The organism is Schaalia odontolytica (assembly GCF_009730335.1).
In the GTDB taxonomy this organism is placed as follows: Bacteria; Actinomycetota; Actinomycetes; order Actinomycetales; family Actinomycetaceae; genus Pauljensenia; species Pauljensenia dentiphila.
Genome location: NZ_CP046315.1, coordinates 1,305,058 through 1,322,154, shown reverse-complemented (window position 1 = coordinate 1,322,154; position 17,097 = coordinate 1,305,058). Strand labels below are relative to the sequence as shown.

Annotated in this window: 16 protein-coding genes; all 16 read right to left on the bottom strand. The window is 64.9% G+C overall.

Annotation, left to right across the window (positions count from 1 at the left end):
• Positions 1-9 precede the first annotated feature (9 nt).
• The 16 genes from FOC40_RS05705 to FOC40_RS05630 all read right to left on the bottom strand — a co-directional run bounded on the left by FOC40_RS05705 (position 10) and on the right by FOC40_RS05630 (position 17,066).
• Positions 10-1,662 carry a dynamin family protein gene (locus FOC40_RS05705; RefSeq protein ID WP_003796544.1) on the bottom strand — a complete coding sequence of 551 codons (1,653 nt, stop codon included), beginning with the start codon at positions 1,660-1,662 and terminating at the stop codon, positions 10-12.
• The gene (gene hisS, locus FOC40_RS05700; protein ID WP_003796542.1) at positions 1,663-3,015 is read right to left on the bottom strand and encodes a histidine--tRNA ligase; all 1,353 of its coding nucleotides are present in this window, start codon (positions 3,013-3,015) and stop codon (positions 1,663-1,665) included.
• A 27-nt stretch (positions 3,016-3,042) separates the two neighbouring features.
• Positions 3,043-3,762, bottom strand: a complete 720-nt coding sequence (locus tag FOC40_RS05695; protein WP_003796541.1) for an MBL fold metallo-hydrolase — start codon at positions 3,760-3,762, stop codon at positions 3,043-3,045.
• A 1-nt stretch (position 3,763) separates the two neighbouring features.
• Positions 3,764-5,098 (bottom strand): DUF349 domain-containing protein, encoded by a 1,335-nt coding sequence (locus tag FOC40_RS05690; protein WP_003796539.1) that lies wholly within the window; start codon positions 5,096-5,098, stop codon positions 3,764-3,766.
• Between the two features lie 165 nt (positions 5,099-5,263).
• A complete protein-coding gene (locus FOC40_RS05685) occupies positions 5,264-7,564 on the bottom strand; it encodes a RelA/SpoT family protein (protein ID WP_196773336.1) in 2,301 nt (766 codons plus the stop codon).
• Between the two features lie 78 nt (positions 7,565-7,642).
• Positions 7,643-8,182, bottom strand: coding sequence for an adenine phosphoribosyltransferase (locus FOC40_RS05680; protein WP_003792514.1), 540 nt, complete (start codon positions 8,180-8,182; stop codon positions 7,643-7,645).
• Positions 8,179-9,267 carry a protein translocase subunit SecF gene (gene secF, locus FOC40_RS05675; RefSeq protein ID WP_003796534.1) on the bottom strand — a complete coding sequence of 363 codons (1,089 nt, stop codon included), beginning with the start codon at positions 9,265-9,267 and terminating at the stop codon, positions 8,179-8,181. Before secF ends, FOC40_RS05680 begins: the two co-directional genes overlap by 4 nt.
• Before the next feature lies 1 nt (position 9,268).
• Positions 9,269-11,233: a protein translocase subunit SecD gene (gene secD, locus FOC40_RS05670; RefSeq protein ID WP_039929770.1), complete on the bottom strand. Its 1,965-nt coding sequence runs from the start codon at positions 11,231-11,233 to the stop codon at positions 9,269-9,271.
• Between the two features lie 26 nt (positions 11,234-11,259).
• A complete protein-coding gene (locus tag FOC40_RS05665) occupies positions 11,260-11,667 on the bottom strand; it encodes a preprotein translocase subunit YajC (protein WP_003796530.1) in 408 nt (135 codons plus the stop codon).
• 179 nt (positions 11,668-11,846) lie between these two features.
• Entirely contained in the window at positions 11,847-12,887 is a 1,041-nt protein-coding gene (ruvB, locus tag FOC40_RS05660; RefSeq protein WP_003796528.1) for a Holliday junction branch migration DNA helicase RuvB, read from the bottom strand.
• A 4-nt stretch (positions 12,888-12,891) separates the two neighbouring features.
• The gene (gene ruvA, locus FOC40_RS05655; protein WP_039929767.1) at positions 12,892-13,497 is read right to left on the bottom strand and encodes a Holliday junction branch migration protein RuvA; all 606 of its coding nucleotides are present in this window, start codon (positions 13,495-13,497) and stop codon (positions 12,892-12,894) included.
• Between the two features lie 55 nt (positions 13,498-13,552).
• Positions 13,553-14,182, bottom strand: a complete 630-nt coding sequence (gene ruvC, locus FOC40_RS05650) for a crossover junction endodeoxyribonuclease RuvC (protein ID WP_003796524.1) — start codon at positions 14,180-14,182, stop codon at positions 13,553-13,555.
• Positions 14,182-14,775, bottom strand: a complete 594-nt coding sequence (gene pdxT, locus FOC40_RS05645; protein WP_003796522.1) for a pyridoxal 5'-phosphate synthase glutaminase subunit PdxT — start codon at positions 14,773-14,775, stop codon at positions 14,182-14,184. The genes ruvC and pdxT overlap by 1 nt, the downstream gene beginning before the upstream one ends.
• A complete protein-coding gene (pdxS, locus tag FOC40_RS05640; protein ID WP_003792524.1) occupies positions 14,769-15,671 on the bottom strand; it encodes a pyridoxal 5'-phosphate synthase lyase subunit PdxS in 903 nt (300 codons plus the stop codon). The genes pdxT and pdxS overlap by 7 nt, the downstream gene beginning before the upstream one ends.
• Before the next feature lie 2 nt (positions 15,672-15,673).
• Complete coding sequence (locus FOC40_RS05635) at positions 15,674-16,435, bottom strand: YebC/PmpR family DNA-binding transcriptional regulator (protein ID WP_003796519.1); 762 nt, start codon at positions 16,433-16,435, stop codon at positions 15,674-15,676.
• Positions 16,436-16,583: 148 nt separating this feature from the next.
• Positions 16,584-17,066, bottom strand: coding sequence for a SixA phosphatase family protein (locus tag FOC40_RS05630; protein ID WP_039929764.1), 483 nt, complete (start codon positions 17,064-17,066; stop codon positions 16,584-16,586).
• Between the last annotated feature and the right edge of the window lie 31 nt (positions 17,067-17,097).

Genomic DNA, 17,097 nt, shown 5'->3' with positions numbered 1-17,097 from the left:
TTGCTCGCCTCACACCAACACCTCCCGAGCTCTCTCCTCAGCCACCGCCAGCTTGTCGATGAGAACCCTGTCGGAAGCCCGATCGAGGCTCGCGCTCACCGGGGCAACGACAGCCGACAGAGACTCTCCGGCGAGGCGTTCGAGCGCTGCACGGGCTTGCTCGGCCAGCGAACGAACCGTGCGTTCACCGAAATAGGCTTCCAGGATTGCCTGGGACAGGGCGGCCGATGCCCCAGCGATACCGACTTCAACACCGGTGAGACCACCGGTCATCGTAAACGCGGCCACCATCAGCGAGACCGTCACGACGTTGATGCCGCCCGCGAGCATGCGCCCACTGACGCGCGAGGACTCGGCCTGGCCACGAATGATCTGCGTGACCTCACGCGTCCACTCCTGCGCAACTGTGCGTGCGCGCTGCTCCGCCGCATCGACGTCGAGCAGCTCATCGAACGAAGACGTGTCCACGACCGTACGCGCCCTGCGCAGGGATTCACCCCACGCCCGGTGGTATTGGTCCGCCAAACGCTGCGCAAGGCCTCCGGTCAGATCGCGCTGCACCTGAACGTCCGGGGCTGCCTGTCCACGAAGTGCACCCATCACGCGCGAGCTCAGACCAGAAAACACACGCGAGACGGTCTTGGACATATCCCACGAGCCCAGTACCTCGGCGATGCGTGCGCTTACTTCGCCGCGCAGTACGTCATCACTCGACGAGGAGGACACTTCCCGGGCATAGGAAGCAACGAGCTGCTCGATATCGCCGGCGGCCGCCTCGAACTCGCGGTTGCATTCCCTCGCAGCCTCCAGTGCGCGCGTCGTCTCCTCCAACGACGAGGCGACGGCACCGGACAGCGATCGACGTACGATAGCGGCGCGTTCCTCGGTATCGCGTCCGATTCCCTCCAGGTAGGACCCGATCGGCGCGATTACTTCGGCGGACAGGCGCCCATCGCTGAGGGGCTGTTCCTCGACCGTATAAATCGCGACCTCACCCAGGCCACGCCGGCGAGCCAACGAGGCCAGATCCTCGCGAATTTCCTGCGCCGCCCCAGGGGGGACGCGGTTGAGCACGATGGCGACACGCAATCCGCGGCTCGCGGCTTCCTCCAGGTGCTTCCACGCCACCGCATCCGCGTAGCGGGCCGCGGTCGTGACAAACACCCACAGATCTGCGCCGTCGAGCAGCTCTGCAGCCAGGCGACGGTTTCCGTCCTCGACGGAATCGATGTCTGGCGCGTCCACAATGCCCACGGCGGGCCACAGCGTCTTCTCGACAGCGATAGTGATCGCGTCGAGGCTATCCCCACCCGAGCCCTCGCTCTTCGCCAGTCTCGGCAGCACTCGGTCCGACAGGAACCACTCGCGTGCCTTGGGCGCGCAGACCAACACGGGGCGCCGAGTCGTCGGACGCACTGCGCCCGCCCGACTCACGTTTCGGCCAAGCAACGAATTGACGAGCGTCGACTTACCAGACCCCGTCGAGCCACCGACGACCACCAGCACGGGTGCATCCGCATCCTCGAGGCGCGGCAACACGACGTCCTGCAGGCGTCGCAGCGCGCGCTCCGCGTCGCCACGACTCCCTTCCGGAATGGCATGGAGCGTTTCCTCGAGGGCATGCGCTAGCGAGCGAGCTGCTTCAACCGCCGTGAGGGACACTCAGTCGGTCACCTTCTCGATAGTAGGGACCGCGTCGGCCTCGGGCAGGACCCACGTGTGCGGATCGGCGTCCACCTGCTCGCCACTGCGAATGTCCTTCACCGTGTCAGCGCTACCCTCCTCGCCCGGGAACCAGATGAAGGGGATGCCGCGCTTATCGGCGAACTTGATCTGCTTGCCGAACTTTGCGGCGCTGGGAGCAACGTCCGTTGAGATGCCGCGCGAACGCAGCACAGCGGCAATCGCCTCCGAGCGCTCACGCTGGTCCTCCGCGATGACCGCGACGACGACCGCCGTGGGCACCTTACGAGAGGCCCTCACCATCGGCGCGGAAATCATGCGCGACACGAGGCGCGAGACGCCGATAGACAGGCCGACGCCCGGGTAGGTGCGCTTGCCGTCCTTCGCCAGGGAGTCGTAGCGTCCGCCCGAGCAGATCGAGCCGAGAGCCTCATGACCTTCGATCTCCGACTCGTACACGCTGCCCGTGTAGTAATCGAGACCGCGAGCGATCTTGAGGTCCGCAACGACCGCACCCGGCATCCGCTTGTTCGCGGTATCGAGGAGCTCGGTCAGCTCCTTCAGGCCCTCGTCCAGCAGTTCGCCGCCCACGCCGAGGTCGGCCAGACGCGCGCGCACCTCTGAAGACTCGGACGTGCGGATCTGCGCCATCTGGAGCAGAACGGATGCCTGGTCCCCATCAATGCCGGACTGAGCCAGCTCGGCGGCCACACCCTCCGGGCCGATCTTGTCGATCTTGTCGAGGCCGCGCAGGGCAGCCTCAACGTCCGTGACCCCGAGGGACTCACACACGCCCTGAACGACCTTGCGGTTATTCACGAGCACGCGCACGTGCGGGATCGGCAGGTTATTCAGAGCCTCGGCCATCACCAGCGGCAGGTCCACCTCGAAGTGGAACGGGAGTTCACCGTTACCCACGACGTCGATGTCCGCCTGCGTGAATTCACGGAAGCGACCGTCCTGGGGACGCTCACCGCGCCACACCTTCTGGATCTGGTAGCGCTTGAACGGGAAATCCAGCTCGTTCGCGTTCTCGACCACGTAGCGGGCGAAGGGAACCGTGAGGTCGAAGTGCAGACCCATGCCCTTGTCCTTGGGAGCGCGTGCACCGGCCGCCGCGGCCTTCAGGGCCTGCAGGCGTTCGAGCACGTAGATCTCCTTGGAGGTCTCACCCTTTGCTTCCAATTGCTCGAGGGTCTCGACCGCACGGGTTTCGATGCCCGCGAAGCCGTGCAATTCAAACACGCGACGCAGCTCGTCGAGGACGTGCATCTCAATGATGCGGCCCTCCGGGAGCCATTCGGGGAAACCTGACAGGGACGTGCGAGCCATTAAGCGTTCTTTCTATGAGGAAGGTGGTTAGCCGATGCGACGAGCGCGAATCAGATACTGGTTTGAGCGTATCTCATCTGCGAGCGTGGTCGCCGGGCCGTGTCCGGGAACAAGGACGGTGCGAGGATCGAGAGCGTTGGAAATCGTGCGCAAAGAATGTCGCATCTGAGTCTCGTCGCCCCCGGGCAGGTCGGTGCGCCCGACGCTGTCCTTAAACAGCACGTCTGCGCTCATCGCCCACGGAACCGCCTCGTCGGAACGGTAGAAGGACTGGTTGTTGACCCGGATATCGAGCGGGCTCTCCCCCAGGAAGACAGCCGATCCCTCGGTATGTCCGGGTGCGGGAACCATGCGCAGCCACACGCCGGGGCACACCTCAAACGAATCTGAGGGCACCTCACGCAGGTCGGCGGGCTTGACCCACTCCCCCACAAAGTCGGGCAGCGGCATCGGCAGGAACGAGGCCGGGGCATCCATGCGGTACATGTCAGGTCCCGGCACGTACACGGGAACGGTGCCTCCGTCCACTCCCCAAGTGGACACCGCGGCCGCGTCCCAGACGTGGTCGGGGTGTCCGTGTGTCAGAAGCACCGCGCCCACGCTCACACCCTCAAGCTCGAGGACCTCGCGGATCAGGTGTTGGATTCCCGCTGAAGGGTCGACGACAAGGGCAGTGCCCGCCCCGGAAGGGACGAGCACGAGCCCATTCGCCGCGTAGAAAGGCGATGGAATAACGTGAAGGCGCATGTCACTCCATGGAGGAGGAGATCTGCGCGAGCCAGGCGCGTTTGGTCTCAAGAGCCTCGCGCACGTTCCTGGCGGCCTTCTCATCGCCCTTGGCCTCGGCCTCAGACAGAGAACGCTCGAGCTGAGCGATCTGCTCCTCAAGCTGACCCACCATGCCGGCCGCGCGTGCGCGCGTCTCGGGGTTGGTGCGGCGCCATTCCTTTTCTTCGGCCTCGCGGACGGCGGCCTCGACGGCACGCAGACGACCCTCAATGCGGTGCAGGTCGGCGGACGGCACGCGGCCCACCTCTTCCCAGCGGTCCTGGATCTGACGCAGCTGAGCCTTCGCGCGATCAATGTCGGTCACCGGCAGGATGGCCTCAGCATCAACGAGGATCACTTCCTTCGCGACGAGGTTGTCGCGGTACTCCGCGTCGGTGGCCTCGTCCTTGGCGCGGCGAGCGTCGAAGAACACCTGCTGGGCGGCGCGGAAACGTGCCCACAGCTCGTCGTCTTCCTTACGCGACGCGCGAGGGGCGGCCTTCCAGCGGTTCATGAGCTCACGGTAGGCACCGGAGGTACGCGACCAGTCCACGGACGAGGACAGAGCCTCGGCCTCAGCGATCAGGGCTTCCTTCACTCGCTTAGCCTCGGACTGGGCCTGATCGAGCTGCGAGAAGAACTGGCGGCGGTGACGGTCGAACTGGGTGCGCGCGGAGGAGAAACGCTTCCACAGCTCATCCTCGATGGCTTTCTCCAGGCGCGGGCCGCGGCGCTGCAGGTTCTTCCACTCATCAAGGAGGTCGCGCAGGGTCTGACCCGACTGCTTCCAATGGGTCTTGGCGGGATCCTGGGAGACAATAGCCTCGGCGCGCTCAACGACAGAAGTGCGCTCGGCGAGAGCAACAGCCTTGGCGGCCTTACGCTCCTCACGGGCGATTTCCTTACGCTCCTCGGCGGCCTTCTCAACCGCCGCAACGCGCTCGCGCAGCGCCGGGATGTCGCCGATGACATTCGGGGAGGCGACCTGCTCGCGCAGCGTTGCGAGAGTCTGGTCGATGTCGCGCGGGCTCAGCGTGCCCAGGCGATCCTCAAAAAGCTTGATGGTGGCTTCGAGGTCTGCGTAGCGACGCTCGTACAGAGCGTAGGGAGAAGCAGGAATGCCCTCGGGGAAGCCGCCGATGACGCGCTCCTCGTCTCCATCCTTGACGTAGACAGTGCCGTCCTCGCCGATACGGGCGAAGGGGTGCTCGGGCACCTCAGAAGCAGCAATCGTCGTCGAGACCGCGGCCTCCTCAATCGTCGACGGGGCAGCTTCGGGAGCGGTTTCGTTATTCGGAATCGGCGTCGTGGTCACGATATTCCTTCTGAGACGAGGGCTTACGCCCGGCGCGGGTGCGTGCCGATGTGACACACACAGCTAGTGTGTCACATCTAACGAGCAGGGGAAAGCTCATCACCCAAAAGGGGACGGATGTAACACCCTTTTCGCGCGAATCGACGCAGGCCGCCCGCGCCTCGTCTATGAATCGGCGCCGAGGCGCACCGCCTCGAAGACCCCATCGACCCGACGAAGGGCGGACAGGACCGCGTTCAGGTGCCCGAGGTCGGCCAGTTCGAATGAGAAGTTACCCGAGGCGACCTGATCTCCGTCGGTCTTCAGCGCGGCGGCAAGAATGTTGACGCGATAGTCGGACAGCACGCGCGTCAGATCCGAGAGCAGTCCGCCACGATCGAGAGCACGCACCTCAATCTGCACCCGGAACGGAGCGCCCAGCCCCTTCTCGTTCCAGGACACGTCGACGAAGCGTTCGGGCTGCAGCTGTCCTAGACGGACAGCGTTCGCGCACGTACTGCGATGCACCGAGATACCCTGGCCTCGGGTAATGAAGCCGACGATGTCGTCTCCGGGCACCGGCGTACAGCACTTGGCGAGCTTGACCCAGATCTCGTTCGGACTCAGACCGGCGACGGTGATCGCCGCATCGCCCGAGGCTTCGGAGCGTGGCTTCTGAGAACCCGGGGTCACGGCCTCGGACAGCGTCTCCTCAGTGCCGTCTCCCCCACCCAGGTTGTCGACCAGCTTGGAGACGACGTTTTGTGCGGAGATATGGCCCTCGCCGACAGCTGCGTACAGGCCGGACACGTCCGGATAGCCGAAAGACGTCGCGACCGACAGGATCGACTCGTGGCTCATGAGGCGCTGGAGCGGCAGGTTCTGCTTGCGCATCGCGCGGGCAAGCGCCTCTTTTCCGGCCTCCACAGCTTCCTCGCGGCGCTCCTTGGAGAACCACGCCTTGATCTTGGAGCGTGCACGCGGAGAGGCGACAAAAGCCAGCCAGTCGCGCGAAGGTCCGGACTTATCTGACTTAGAAGTCACGACCTCGACCGTCTCGCCCGACTCGAGGCGTGTATCCAGGGAGACAAGGCGGCCGTTGACCTTCGCGCCCACCGTGCGGTGGCCGACCTCCGTGTGCACCGCATACGCGAAGTCGACGGGCGTCGAACGCGCCGGCAACACGATGACCTGGCCCTTCGGCGTAAACACGTAGACCTCATCGCCGGCGATCTCGAAGCGCAGCGAATCGAGGAACTCCTCAGGATCGCCCGTCTCGCGCTCCATCTCGACCAAAGCACGCAACCAGTTCGCCTGCTCGTCAGAGCTCATGCGATCCGCGTCGCCACTCGAAGCGTTTGGGTTCTGCTTGTACTTCCAGTGCGCGGCGACGCCATGCTCGGCGCGCTCGTGCATGTCGAAGGTACGGATCTGGATCTCCACCGGCTTGCCACCGGGTCCGATAACCGTCGTATGCAGCGACTGGTAGAGATTAAACTTCGGCATCGCGATGTAGTCTTTGAAACGGCCGGGAATCGGGTTCCAGCGCCCGTGCAGCGCCCCCAGCACGCCGTAGCAATCCTTGATCGACTCCACCAGTACACGCACAGCCACCAGATCGTAGACCTCATCGAAGGCCTTGCCGCGCACGATCATCTTCTGGTAGATCGAGTAGTGGCTCTTCGGACGGCCACTCACCGTCCCCTTCGTGCCCGAACGACGCAAATCCTCTTCGATCTGGTCGATGACATCTCGCAGATATTCTTCGCGCTGGGGTGCCCTCTCCGTGACGAGGCGGTCGATCTCCTCGTAGATATCCGGGTACAGCGTCTTGAACGACAGCTCCTCAAGCTCCCACTTCACCATGTTCATGCCGAGGCGATGAGCCAGGGGCGCGTAGATCTCCAGCGTCTCCTTCGCCTTCTTTGCCGCCGACTTGGCGGGCACGAACCGCCACGTGCGGGCATTATGCAGTCGGTCGCCGAGCTTGATGAGCAGCACACGGATATCGCGGCTCATCGCGACGAGCATCTTGCGCAGCGTCTCAGACTGGGCAGCGGCGCCGTAGTGCACCTTGTCGAGCTTGGTAACGCCGTCAACGAGGTTGGCAATCGCCTCGCCATACTCGGCAGCGAGCTGCTCAAGCGTGTAGTCCGTGTCCTCGACCGTGTCATGCAGCAGCGCTGCGACAAGCGTCGGGGTCGTCATGCCCATCTCCGCGAGGATGGTCGCAACGGCGACCGGATGGGTGATATACGGTTCACCGGACTTGCGCATTTGACCGCGGTGATGTTCCTCGGCTGTACGGTAGGCCCGCTCGACGACGCTGATGTCCGCCTTCGGATGGTTCGCCCGCAGGGCGCGCACAAGCGGCTCAATCTCCGGGATTGTGGCACGTCCGCGTGAGCCAAACCAAACGAGGCCAGAGCGCACTCGGGAACCGGCCGCGGGAAGTGCGGATCCTGAAGTCATGTCGTCGCTGCTCATGGCCCCATGATAGCGACGAACGAGCGGGTCCGGGGATCGTGACGATCCCCGGACCCGCTCGTTGTCACGAAACGACGCTTAGAGGTGTAGCGCGCTCTCCACCGTCACATCCGTCAGCACCGAGCGACCGCCGAGCGCATCGAGTTCCAGGAGAACGGCCACGGCCTCGACGGACGCGCCGCACTGACGCAGCAGCTTCACCGCCGCGTTAGCTGTGCCGCCCGTCGCGAGCACGTCGTCGATGATGAGGACGCGCTGGCCCTCATGGACCGACTCGGGGTGCATTTCCATGCGCGCCGTGCCGTACTCGAGTTCGTAGTCGACTCCGATTACGTGGCCGGGCAGCTTGCCAGCCTTGCGGATCGTCAGCATTCCGAGGCCAAGCTCGGCGGCCACGGGAGCGCCGAGGATGAAGCCACGCGACTCAAGACCCGCGACTGCGTCGATGCGACCCGCGTAGCGAGCGCCGATCAGCTCAACCAGTTCCTTGAATGCAGGACCGTTCGCAAACAGCTCAGTGATATCACGAAACAGGACGCCGGGTTCCGGAAAATCCGGGATTTCCAGCATGTTGCTTCGCACCAGAGTGGCGATGCGCTCGCCGAGCTCACCGATCATCGATGATTCTTCTTCCTGTGGGGCTGATTCTCGTTGCCCAGGCGCTTGCCGGGCTTGATAGGAGCCACCTTCACCGATGCGGAGGCGCCCGGCGTGTCAGCGGCGTGGCGGCCCTGACGTGCCCGGTCGACGGCCGCGTTGTGCTCGCGGGTCTTGGCCGACAGCTCCTGGAAGGTGACCAGAAGCGGCGACGCGATGAAGATCGACGAGTAGGTACCGGCGATCATACCGACAAACAGGGCCAGCGAGATATCCACCAGGGTACCCGGGCCAAGGGCCACGGAACCGATGATCAGAATCGCGCCGACGGGGAGAAGCGCCACAACCGAGGTGTTGATCGAACGAACCATCGTCTGGTTGACTGCGAGGTTCACGTACTCGGCGAAGGTGTAGTGCTTCTGCTCGTAGACGTCCGAGGTCAGCTCACGCACCTTGTCGAAGACGACGACGGTGTCATAGAGCGAGTAACCCAGAATCGTCAGGAAGCCGATCACGGTTGCGGGCGAGACCTCGACCTGCAGGATCGCGAACACGCCGATGGTCACGGCGATGTCGTGCACCAGCGCGAGCAGCGCAGACGCAGCCATGCGCCACGAGCGGAAGTACACCGTCATCAGCAGGGCGATGAGCGCCATGAAGATGACGAGCGACTGAGCGGCCTTAGTGGTGACCGAGGAACCCCAGGAGGGGCCGATCGAGGAGGACTGCACCTCGGTCGCATCCACTCCGTAGGCGCTGGCCAGCGCGTCACGCATCTGCGCGGTCTGCGCGGAATCCAGGGACGACGTCTGGATTCGGACCGAGTCCGTGCCCACGCGAGTCACCTTCGGGGTGCCCTCAACGAGGCCGGTGGAGGTGACTGCACGCGAGGCGAAAGACTCGCTCTGATCGCTCACGTGAGCGACATCGAACTGCGAGCCTCCGGTGAACTCAATCGAGCGGTTCAGGCCAAGGATCGCGACGAGCGCGAAACCGAGAACGAGCACCGCGGCGGCGAGGCCGACGAAGACCTTGCGCTTGGGAACGACGGCATAGGACTTGTCGCCCGAGTACAGGGCGTTACCCCACTGAGCAAAACTCATCATGTCAGTTCTCCTCTTCCTCGGTCACGCCTGCAGCGCTATCCGTTGTCTCGACAGAAGCGTCGTCAACGGTCTCTTCCTCGGCCTTCGCGGCGGCGAGGCGGGCGGCACGGCGGCGCTCGGCAATCGACAGACCGTCGCCGGCCTCGTCGCTCTTGTCCTTTGTCGTCGCGGATTCACCACGCACGACCACGCGTCCGCGACCCGCGTACACGAGCGAGTTCTTCGCACCCAGGTGCTCGGGGTCCAGACCCGACAGCTTGTGGCCCTCGCCGAAGAAGCGAGTGCGGATCAGCAGCTCCATCATCGGGTGGGTGAACAGGAAGATCACCGCGATGTCAATAATTGTCGTGATGCCGAGGGTGAAGGCGAAGCCCTGAACGCCACCAACGGCGAGCAGGTAGAGAACCACGGCCGCAACCATGTTGACCGCGTCGGAAATCAGGATGGTGCGCTTGGCGCGATCCCAGCCCTCTTCGACGGCGGCGCGCAGCGGTCGTCCGTCTCGGACCTCGTCTCGAACACGTTCGAAGTAGACGATGAACGAGTCCGTGGTGACCCCAATTGCCATGATCAGACCGGCGACACCGGCCAGGGACAGGCGGTAGCCCATCGCCCACGACAGCAGCGTAATCACCAGGTAGGTGATAACCGAGGCAACGACCAGCGAACCGGCAGAAATAATCGCGAGGCCGCGGTACTGCCAAATCAGGTAGAGGATGACCAGCAGGAAGCCGATGAGGGCCGCCCACAGACCAACGGTCAGGTGATCCGTGCCGATCGTCGCAGAAATCTGCTGCTCGGACTCGACCTCGAAGTTCAGCGGGAGCGAGCCGAACTGCAGCTGGTTAGCCAGCGCTCTCGCAGACTGCGCGGTGAAGTTGCCGCTGATCTGGGCCTCACCGTTCGTAATGATGGCCTGCATCGACGGAGCGGTAATCACGGTTCCATCGAGAACGACCGCAAACGAGTTACGGTCCGGACTGCCACGATAGGACGACCCCTGAGGGTCCGAATCGTGGTAGCCGTACAGGATCGTCGAGGTCTCCTTGAACTTCTCGGCGCCCTCGTGGTTGAACCGCAGCGAGACAATCCACTGACCGGTCGACTGTCCGGTGCCGTTCGTTGCGATGGCCGCGCTCGCAGCCTCCAGATCCGAACCGGGAACGGCCACGGGGCCCAGGATGTACTTGACCTGGCCGGACTCGTCGCAGGCGGCGTAGGGCTTGTCAGCGGCGCCCTCGACGCGCTTCACATCGGCGGATGCCGAGCAATCGAGCGTCAGGAAGTCGTACATGACCTGCTCGGTCACCCAGGCGAGATCCGACGCATTCTCGGGAGTCGTCGCAGGAGTGTCGGACAGGACGCCGTCGCCATCCGCGTCGGCAGCGCCGCGAGCGGTCGCCTCATCCAGTGCAGTGGACTGAATGCCGGACTGAGCCGTATCAGCCGCGCCAGCGCCGCTCTGTTCGCCTGACTGCGCACCGCTCTGTTCGCCCGACTGGGCACCGGACTGCGCACCCGACTGAGGGTTATCCACCTGCGGCTGCTGCTGGTTCTGGAGGATGCCCTGCGCAGGCCCAATACGCAGCACCGGGCGGAAGTTCATCTGCGAGGACGAACGGATCAGATCCAGCTGCTCCTGGGACGGGGTGCCGGGGATCGACACCATGATATTAGAGCTACCCATCGAGGAGATCTCAGACTCGGACACACCGGACGCGTCAATACGATTACGAATAATCGCGATCGCCTGCGTGATATCTTCCTCGGTGATCGCACGCTGTCCCTCCGACGTCGGGGTCGGTGTCAGGATCAGCTGGGTACCACCCTTAAGGTCAAGGGCCAGGTCGGGATACGGGGACACGCCCTTCACGAAGTGCCCGATCGCAAGTGCCGCGCACGCCGCCACGATGGCGACGGTCAGGGTCACGAGCGCGCGCACGGGGCGTCGCTTATGTGATGCCACGGTTCTACTTTCCGTTCAGCCTTGAGTTACTTCTGCTGCTCGTCGGTGTCGCGCACGTCGAAAGACTGGGCGTCTTCCTGATCGAGGCCGAGGACAGATGCGTCCTCCTCGACGGTCTCCACCTCGTCGGCGTCCGCCTCAGCCTGCTCCGCGTCAGCGAGCGGCGGCTGGCCACCGATCTCGGCGATGAATTCACGTTCCCAGTACATCTCGTGTCCGTTAGAGGTCTCCAGGACAACAATGTCGCCGTCGAGGTCAACAAAACGACCCCAGAAGCCCACGCGGGTACGCACCCATTCTCCGGGGGTGACGGCTGCGAGCTGGTCACGCTTTTCCTGTTCCAGCTTCTGCATCTGCTGCCTGCGGGAGCGCGAGCTCCACATCATGAAGACGATGAGGAAAGCTGCCATGATCAGGAGCATGTAGTTGTTCATAAAGGCTGATTCACTTTCGATGACGGTCTAGCGCTTCGAGCGCACTTTGCCAGTCTAATGCCCGAGCAGGGTTTTAGCCTAAGTGATCAACGTGTGGCGCGGCGCGAGACGCCTCCGGAGCCGTTTTGACACTCCGCACGTGCCCGCGGCCTGCACGGATAGGGACGAGGCTCACTCCCCTAGTCGAAGAGGCCACCGTCCGGCGCGGGCGGAGTGAGGCCGAGGTGGGCCCATGCCTTGGCGGTTGCCATGCGTCCGCGGTTGGTGCGCACGAGGAACCCTTCGCGCACGAGGTAGGGTTCCGCGACCGTTTCGACGGTTTCTGCTTCCTCGCCGATCGTCACCGACAGGGTCGTGAGGCCAACGGGACCACCGGCGAAACGACGGCAGATGGCCTCGAGGACCGCGCGGTCGAGGCGGTCGAGGCCGGAGGGGTCAACTTCAAAAAGCTCGAGGGCACCACGCGCGGCCTCGAGGGTCAGCTGCCCGTCGCCATGCACCTGGGCGTAGTCGACGACGCGACGCAGGAGGCGGTTCGCGATACGAGGCGTTCCACGCGAACGCGAGGCGATCTCGTGGGCGGCCTGCGCGTCAATGGGCGAACCCAGCAGCGAGGCGGAACGGGTGACCACCGACTGGAGCTCATCGGTCTCGTAGAACTCGAGATGGGCCGTGAAGCCGAAGCGGTCGCGCAGCGGAGCCGGCAGCAGGCCCGATCGCGTCGTGGCGCCGACGACGGTGAAAGGCGGCAGAGTCAGCGGGATCGATGTCGCGCCGGGCCCCTTGCCCACGACGACGTCGACGCGAAAGTCCTCCATGGCGAGGTAGAGCATTTCCTCGGCGGTTCGCGCGAGGCGGTGGATCTCGTCGATGAAGAGGACGTCGCCCTCTTGGAGGCCGGAAAGAATCGCGGCAAGGTCACCAGCGTGCTGGATCGCGGGGCCGGAGGTCAGTCGCAGGGACGTTCCCATCTCCGCGGCGATGATCATTGCCAGCGTCGTCTTGCCGAGTCCCGGAGGGCCCGCAAGCAGGACGTGGTCGGGGCTGGCCGAACGCATCCGCGCGGCGTCGAGGACGAGCTGCAACTGGCCTCGAACGACGCGCTGACCCACGAACTCAGAGAGCTTCTTGGGGCGCAGCGCGGCCTCGGCTGCCCGCTCGAGTTCGCCGGCGTCGGGGGCGACGATGCGCATCGCATCGACGTCGAAACCGGAATCCATCTGATCAGCCACGTCCGCCTCCCAGCGTCACGAGGGCGGCGCGCAGCATGTCGGATGCGCCAAGACCACTGCCCGCGAGTTTCTCGATGGCCTTGGCAGCCTGTGCCTCGGACCATCCCAGGCCGACCAAGGCAGCGCTGACCTCGGAGGCGACGGCGTCCTCGGTGGGCGCGGGGGCGGCTGCTGTTTGCGCGCCCGGCAGTGCTGCCGGGGTGCCCAGCTTGTCGCCGATTTCCAGGGCCATGCGCTGGGCTGACTTCTTGCCCACGCCTGGGATCCGCTGAAGAGCGCTCAGGTCCTGGTCGCGCACCGCGCGGCGCAGGTCGTCGGGGCGCAAGACTGCAAGTGCGGCGAGCGCGATCTTCGGGCCGATGCCCGACACCGACAGCAGCTTCGTGAACACGTCCCGCTCATCGGCGGACTCGAAACCGTACAGCGTCATCAAGTCTTCGCGCACGATCATTGACGTGAACACGGTCATCTCCTGATCGCGCGAGGCGCCCTGGGCGAAGGCGGGCGTCACGTGCACGCGGAAGCCGATGCCTCCCACCACGATATCGATGTGGTCGAGGCCGACGCTCGCAACTGTGCCGCGCAGAATGGAGATCACTGCGTTCCTTTCGTTCATGGGTCACCCGCGTACGCGGGCGAACATATGTACGATTCTAGCCGCGCCTACGCCTCGGATCGACGGCACCCGTTCGGCGTTGCGCGGCCTGGGCCTCAGCCCACGCCTTTTGGGCGGGCGTCATGGATCCGCGGGCGGTCAGGCGACCCGAGATCGAGACGGCGACCGACGAGTCCTCGGGGGCGCCGAGCAAGCCTGTCCCCCGCCACGCGTGCGTAATCGCAATGGCAAGAGCGTCCGCAGCGTCCGCGGGCTTAGGAGCCTTGGCGAGGCCAAGGATGCGTGCGACCATCGCCTGCACCTGCGCCTTGTCCGCGTTTCCGTTACCAGAAACGGCGGACTTCACCTCGGAGGGCGTGTGGACGGCCATCGGCAGTCCGGCGCGACCCACGCACGTCATCGCCGCACCCATGACCTGCATCGTCGTCGTCACCGACTGGAGGTTGTCCTGCGCGAAGACGCGTTCGATGGCGACGACCTCCGGCTCGTAGCGTTCGATGACGCTATCGATCGCGTCCGCGATCGCGCGCAGCCGGAAGTGCGTCGCCAGGTCCTTATCGGTACGGGCGACACCGACATACACGAGCGAGGCACGCCGCGACGCATCGACGTCAACGACGCCGAGGCCGCAGCGCGTCAGGCCGGGGTCGATGCCCATGACGCGCATCAGGCGCGCGCCACCATATCGACAAACATCGCGTGAATCCGATCGTCTCCCCCCACCTCGGGATGGAACGACGTCGCCATGATGTTGCCGCGGCGCACGCCGACGATCGGGCCGTCAGTGCTGTTACCGGCGCGCGCGATGACCTCGACGCCCTCGCCCACCGACTCGACCCACGGGGCGCGAATGAACACGGCGTGGAAGGGACCACCCTTGACGCCCTCGACGTCCAGGTCCTCCTCGTAGGAGTCGACCTGACGACCGAAGGCGTTACGACGCACCACCATGTCGAGCGCGCCGAAAGAACGCTGGTCCTCACGTCCGTCCAGGATCGACGACGCGAGCATGATCATGCCCGCGCACGTGCCGTAGACCGGCAGGCCGGAGGCGATCCGGTCGTTGAGCGTGTCAAACAGACCGAAGGAGAGCAGGAGGTTCGACATGGTCGTCGACTCGCCGCCCGGGATGACCAGGCCGTCGACCTGGTCGAGCTCAGAAACCCTGCGCACAAGCAGCGCGCGGGCGCCGGAGTTTTCCAGCGCCCGCGCGTGCTCTGCGACGTCGCCCTGCAGGGCGAGGACGCCGATGGTCACCATCCGCGCTCCGCGAGGCGGTGATCGACCGGCAGGTCGTCGACGTTAATGCCGACCATGGCCTCGCCCAGGCCACGGGAGACCTCGGCGATGACGGACGGATCGTCGTAGAAGGTCGTGGCCTTGACGATGGCGGCCGCGCGCTTGGCGGGATCGCCGGACTTGAAGATGCCCGAGCCGACGAAGACGCCCTCGGCGCCCAGCTGCATCATCATGGCAGCGTCGGCGGGGGTGGCAATGCCACCGGCCGTGAAGAGCACGACGGGGAGGCGACCCTCGCGGGCGACCTCGGCGACGAGCTCGTAGGGGGCCTGCAGTTCCTTGGCCGCAACGTACAGCTCGTCCTCGGGCAGGGAGGTCAGGTGGCGGATCTCGTCGCGGATCTTACGCATGTGCGTCGTCGCGTTGGAAACGTCGCCGGTGCCGGCCTCACCCTTGGAGCGGATCATGGCCGCGCCCTCGTTGATGCGGCGCAGCGCCTCACCGAGGTTGGTCGCACCACAGACGAAGGGAACGGTGAAGTTCCACTTGTCGATGTGGTGGGTGTAGTCGGCGGGGGTCAGGACCTCGGACTCGTCGATGTAGTCGACACCGAGGGACTGCAGAACCTGCGCCTCAACAAAGTGGCCAATGCGGGCCTTGGCCATCACGGGGATGGACACGGCCTCGATGATGCCTTCGATCAGATCGGGGTCGGACATGCGGGCCACGCCACCCTGGGCGCGGATGTCGGCGGGCACGCGCTCGAGGGCCATAACCGCCACGGCGCCCGCGTCCTCGGCGATCTTTGCCTGCTCGGGGGTAACGACGTCCATGATGACGCCACCCTTGAGCATCTGGGCCATACCGCGCTTGACCTGCGGGGTGCCGACCTCGCGCTTAGCGGTCGAATCGCTCATGTTCACTCCTGCTCTTCCAGCTGGGCACGAACCTCGTCCGACAGGGACATGTTCGTGTAGATGTTCTGCACGTCATCGGAGTCCTCGAGGGCGTCGATGAGCTTGTTGACCTTGAGGGCGCCCTCGAGATCGAGCTCGACCTCGGTGGAGGCGACGAACTGGACTTCGGCAGAGTCGTAGTCGATGCCTGCGTCCTGCAGGGCGGTACGCACGGCAACGACGTCCTTGGGGTCGGACTCGACGATGAAGAGCTCGCCGGCGTCCTCAACCTCTTCGGCGCCCGCGTCCAGAACGGCCATCATGATGGATTCCTCGTCCACACCGTCGGCGGCGGGAACCTCAACGATGCCGCGACGCGAGAAAAGATAGGACACCGAACCGGGATCGGCCAGCGAGCCGCCGTGGCGGGTGAAGCCCAGGCGAACGTCGGAGGCGGCACGGTTGCGGTTGTCGGTCAGACACTCCACCAGGAAGGCGACGCCACCCGGGCCGTAGCCCTCGTACATGATGGTCTCGTAGTTGGCGCCACCGGCCTCGGCACCGGAGCCGCGCTTGACGGCGCGGTCGATGTTGTCGGCGGGAACGGAGTTCTTCTTCGCCTTCTGGATGGCGTCGTACAGGGTCGGGTTGCCAGCGGGGTCGCCGCCGCCCGTGCGAGCTGCAACCTCAATGTTCTTGATGAGGCGCGCGAAGAGCTTGCCGCGCTTGGCGTCAATAGCGGCCTTCTTGTGCTTGGTGGTCGCCCACTTAGAGTGTCCCGACATCACTTCTCCCTGTTGGGTGGATAGATACTGCCATATTCTAACGCGCTTGCGGCCCCCATCCGCATCCGGGCGGGCGTCACGTGGACAAACGTAAACACACTCACAGGAACGATGGACGAGGCCGCGGCCTCATCCGCGGACACGTGACCTAGCGGGTGAGCGGGGTCAGCACCGCGCGCAGGGTGCAGCTGGAGGGGGTCAGATTCTCCCAGGTTCCATCGAAGGTGAGGATGAGAGCCGTCGCGGTCGGTACACCTCGGGCTACCTCTGACCGATCGTCCTCGCAAGCCAGGACGTAGCCCGCGCCGGAGATGGTCGGCTCGTGACCGACGATGAGTGCATTGCTGCCCTCGAAAGTACGCGCCAGGGTCAGGATATCCTCCTCGTCGGCGTTGTAGACGCCGCGGTCGAACCAGCTATCACGGATCGACACGCGCTGACTGATCTGAGCGAAGGTCTGCTGGGCGCGCGTCGCGTCCGAGCACACCGCGACGTCGAATGCGCCGATCTCGCGAGATAAGACACCGCCGAGACGCGCGGCCTGATCGACGCCCACGCGTGTAAGGGGTCGAGTGTGATCGGGGTATGAATATGCGGCCTGCGCGTGGCGAACGAGAACGAGGGTTGGCATACTTCCAAGCGTAACCGCACTGGGAGGACAC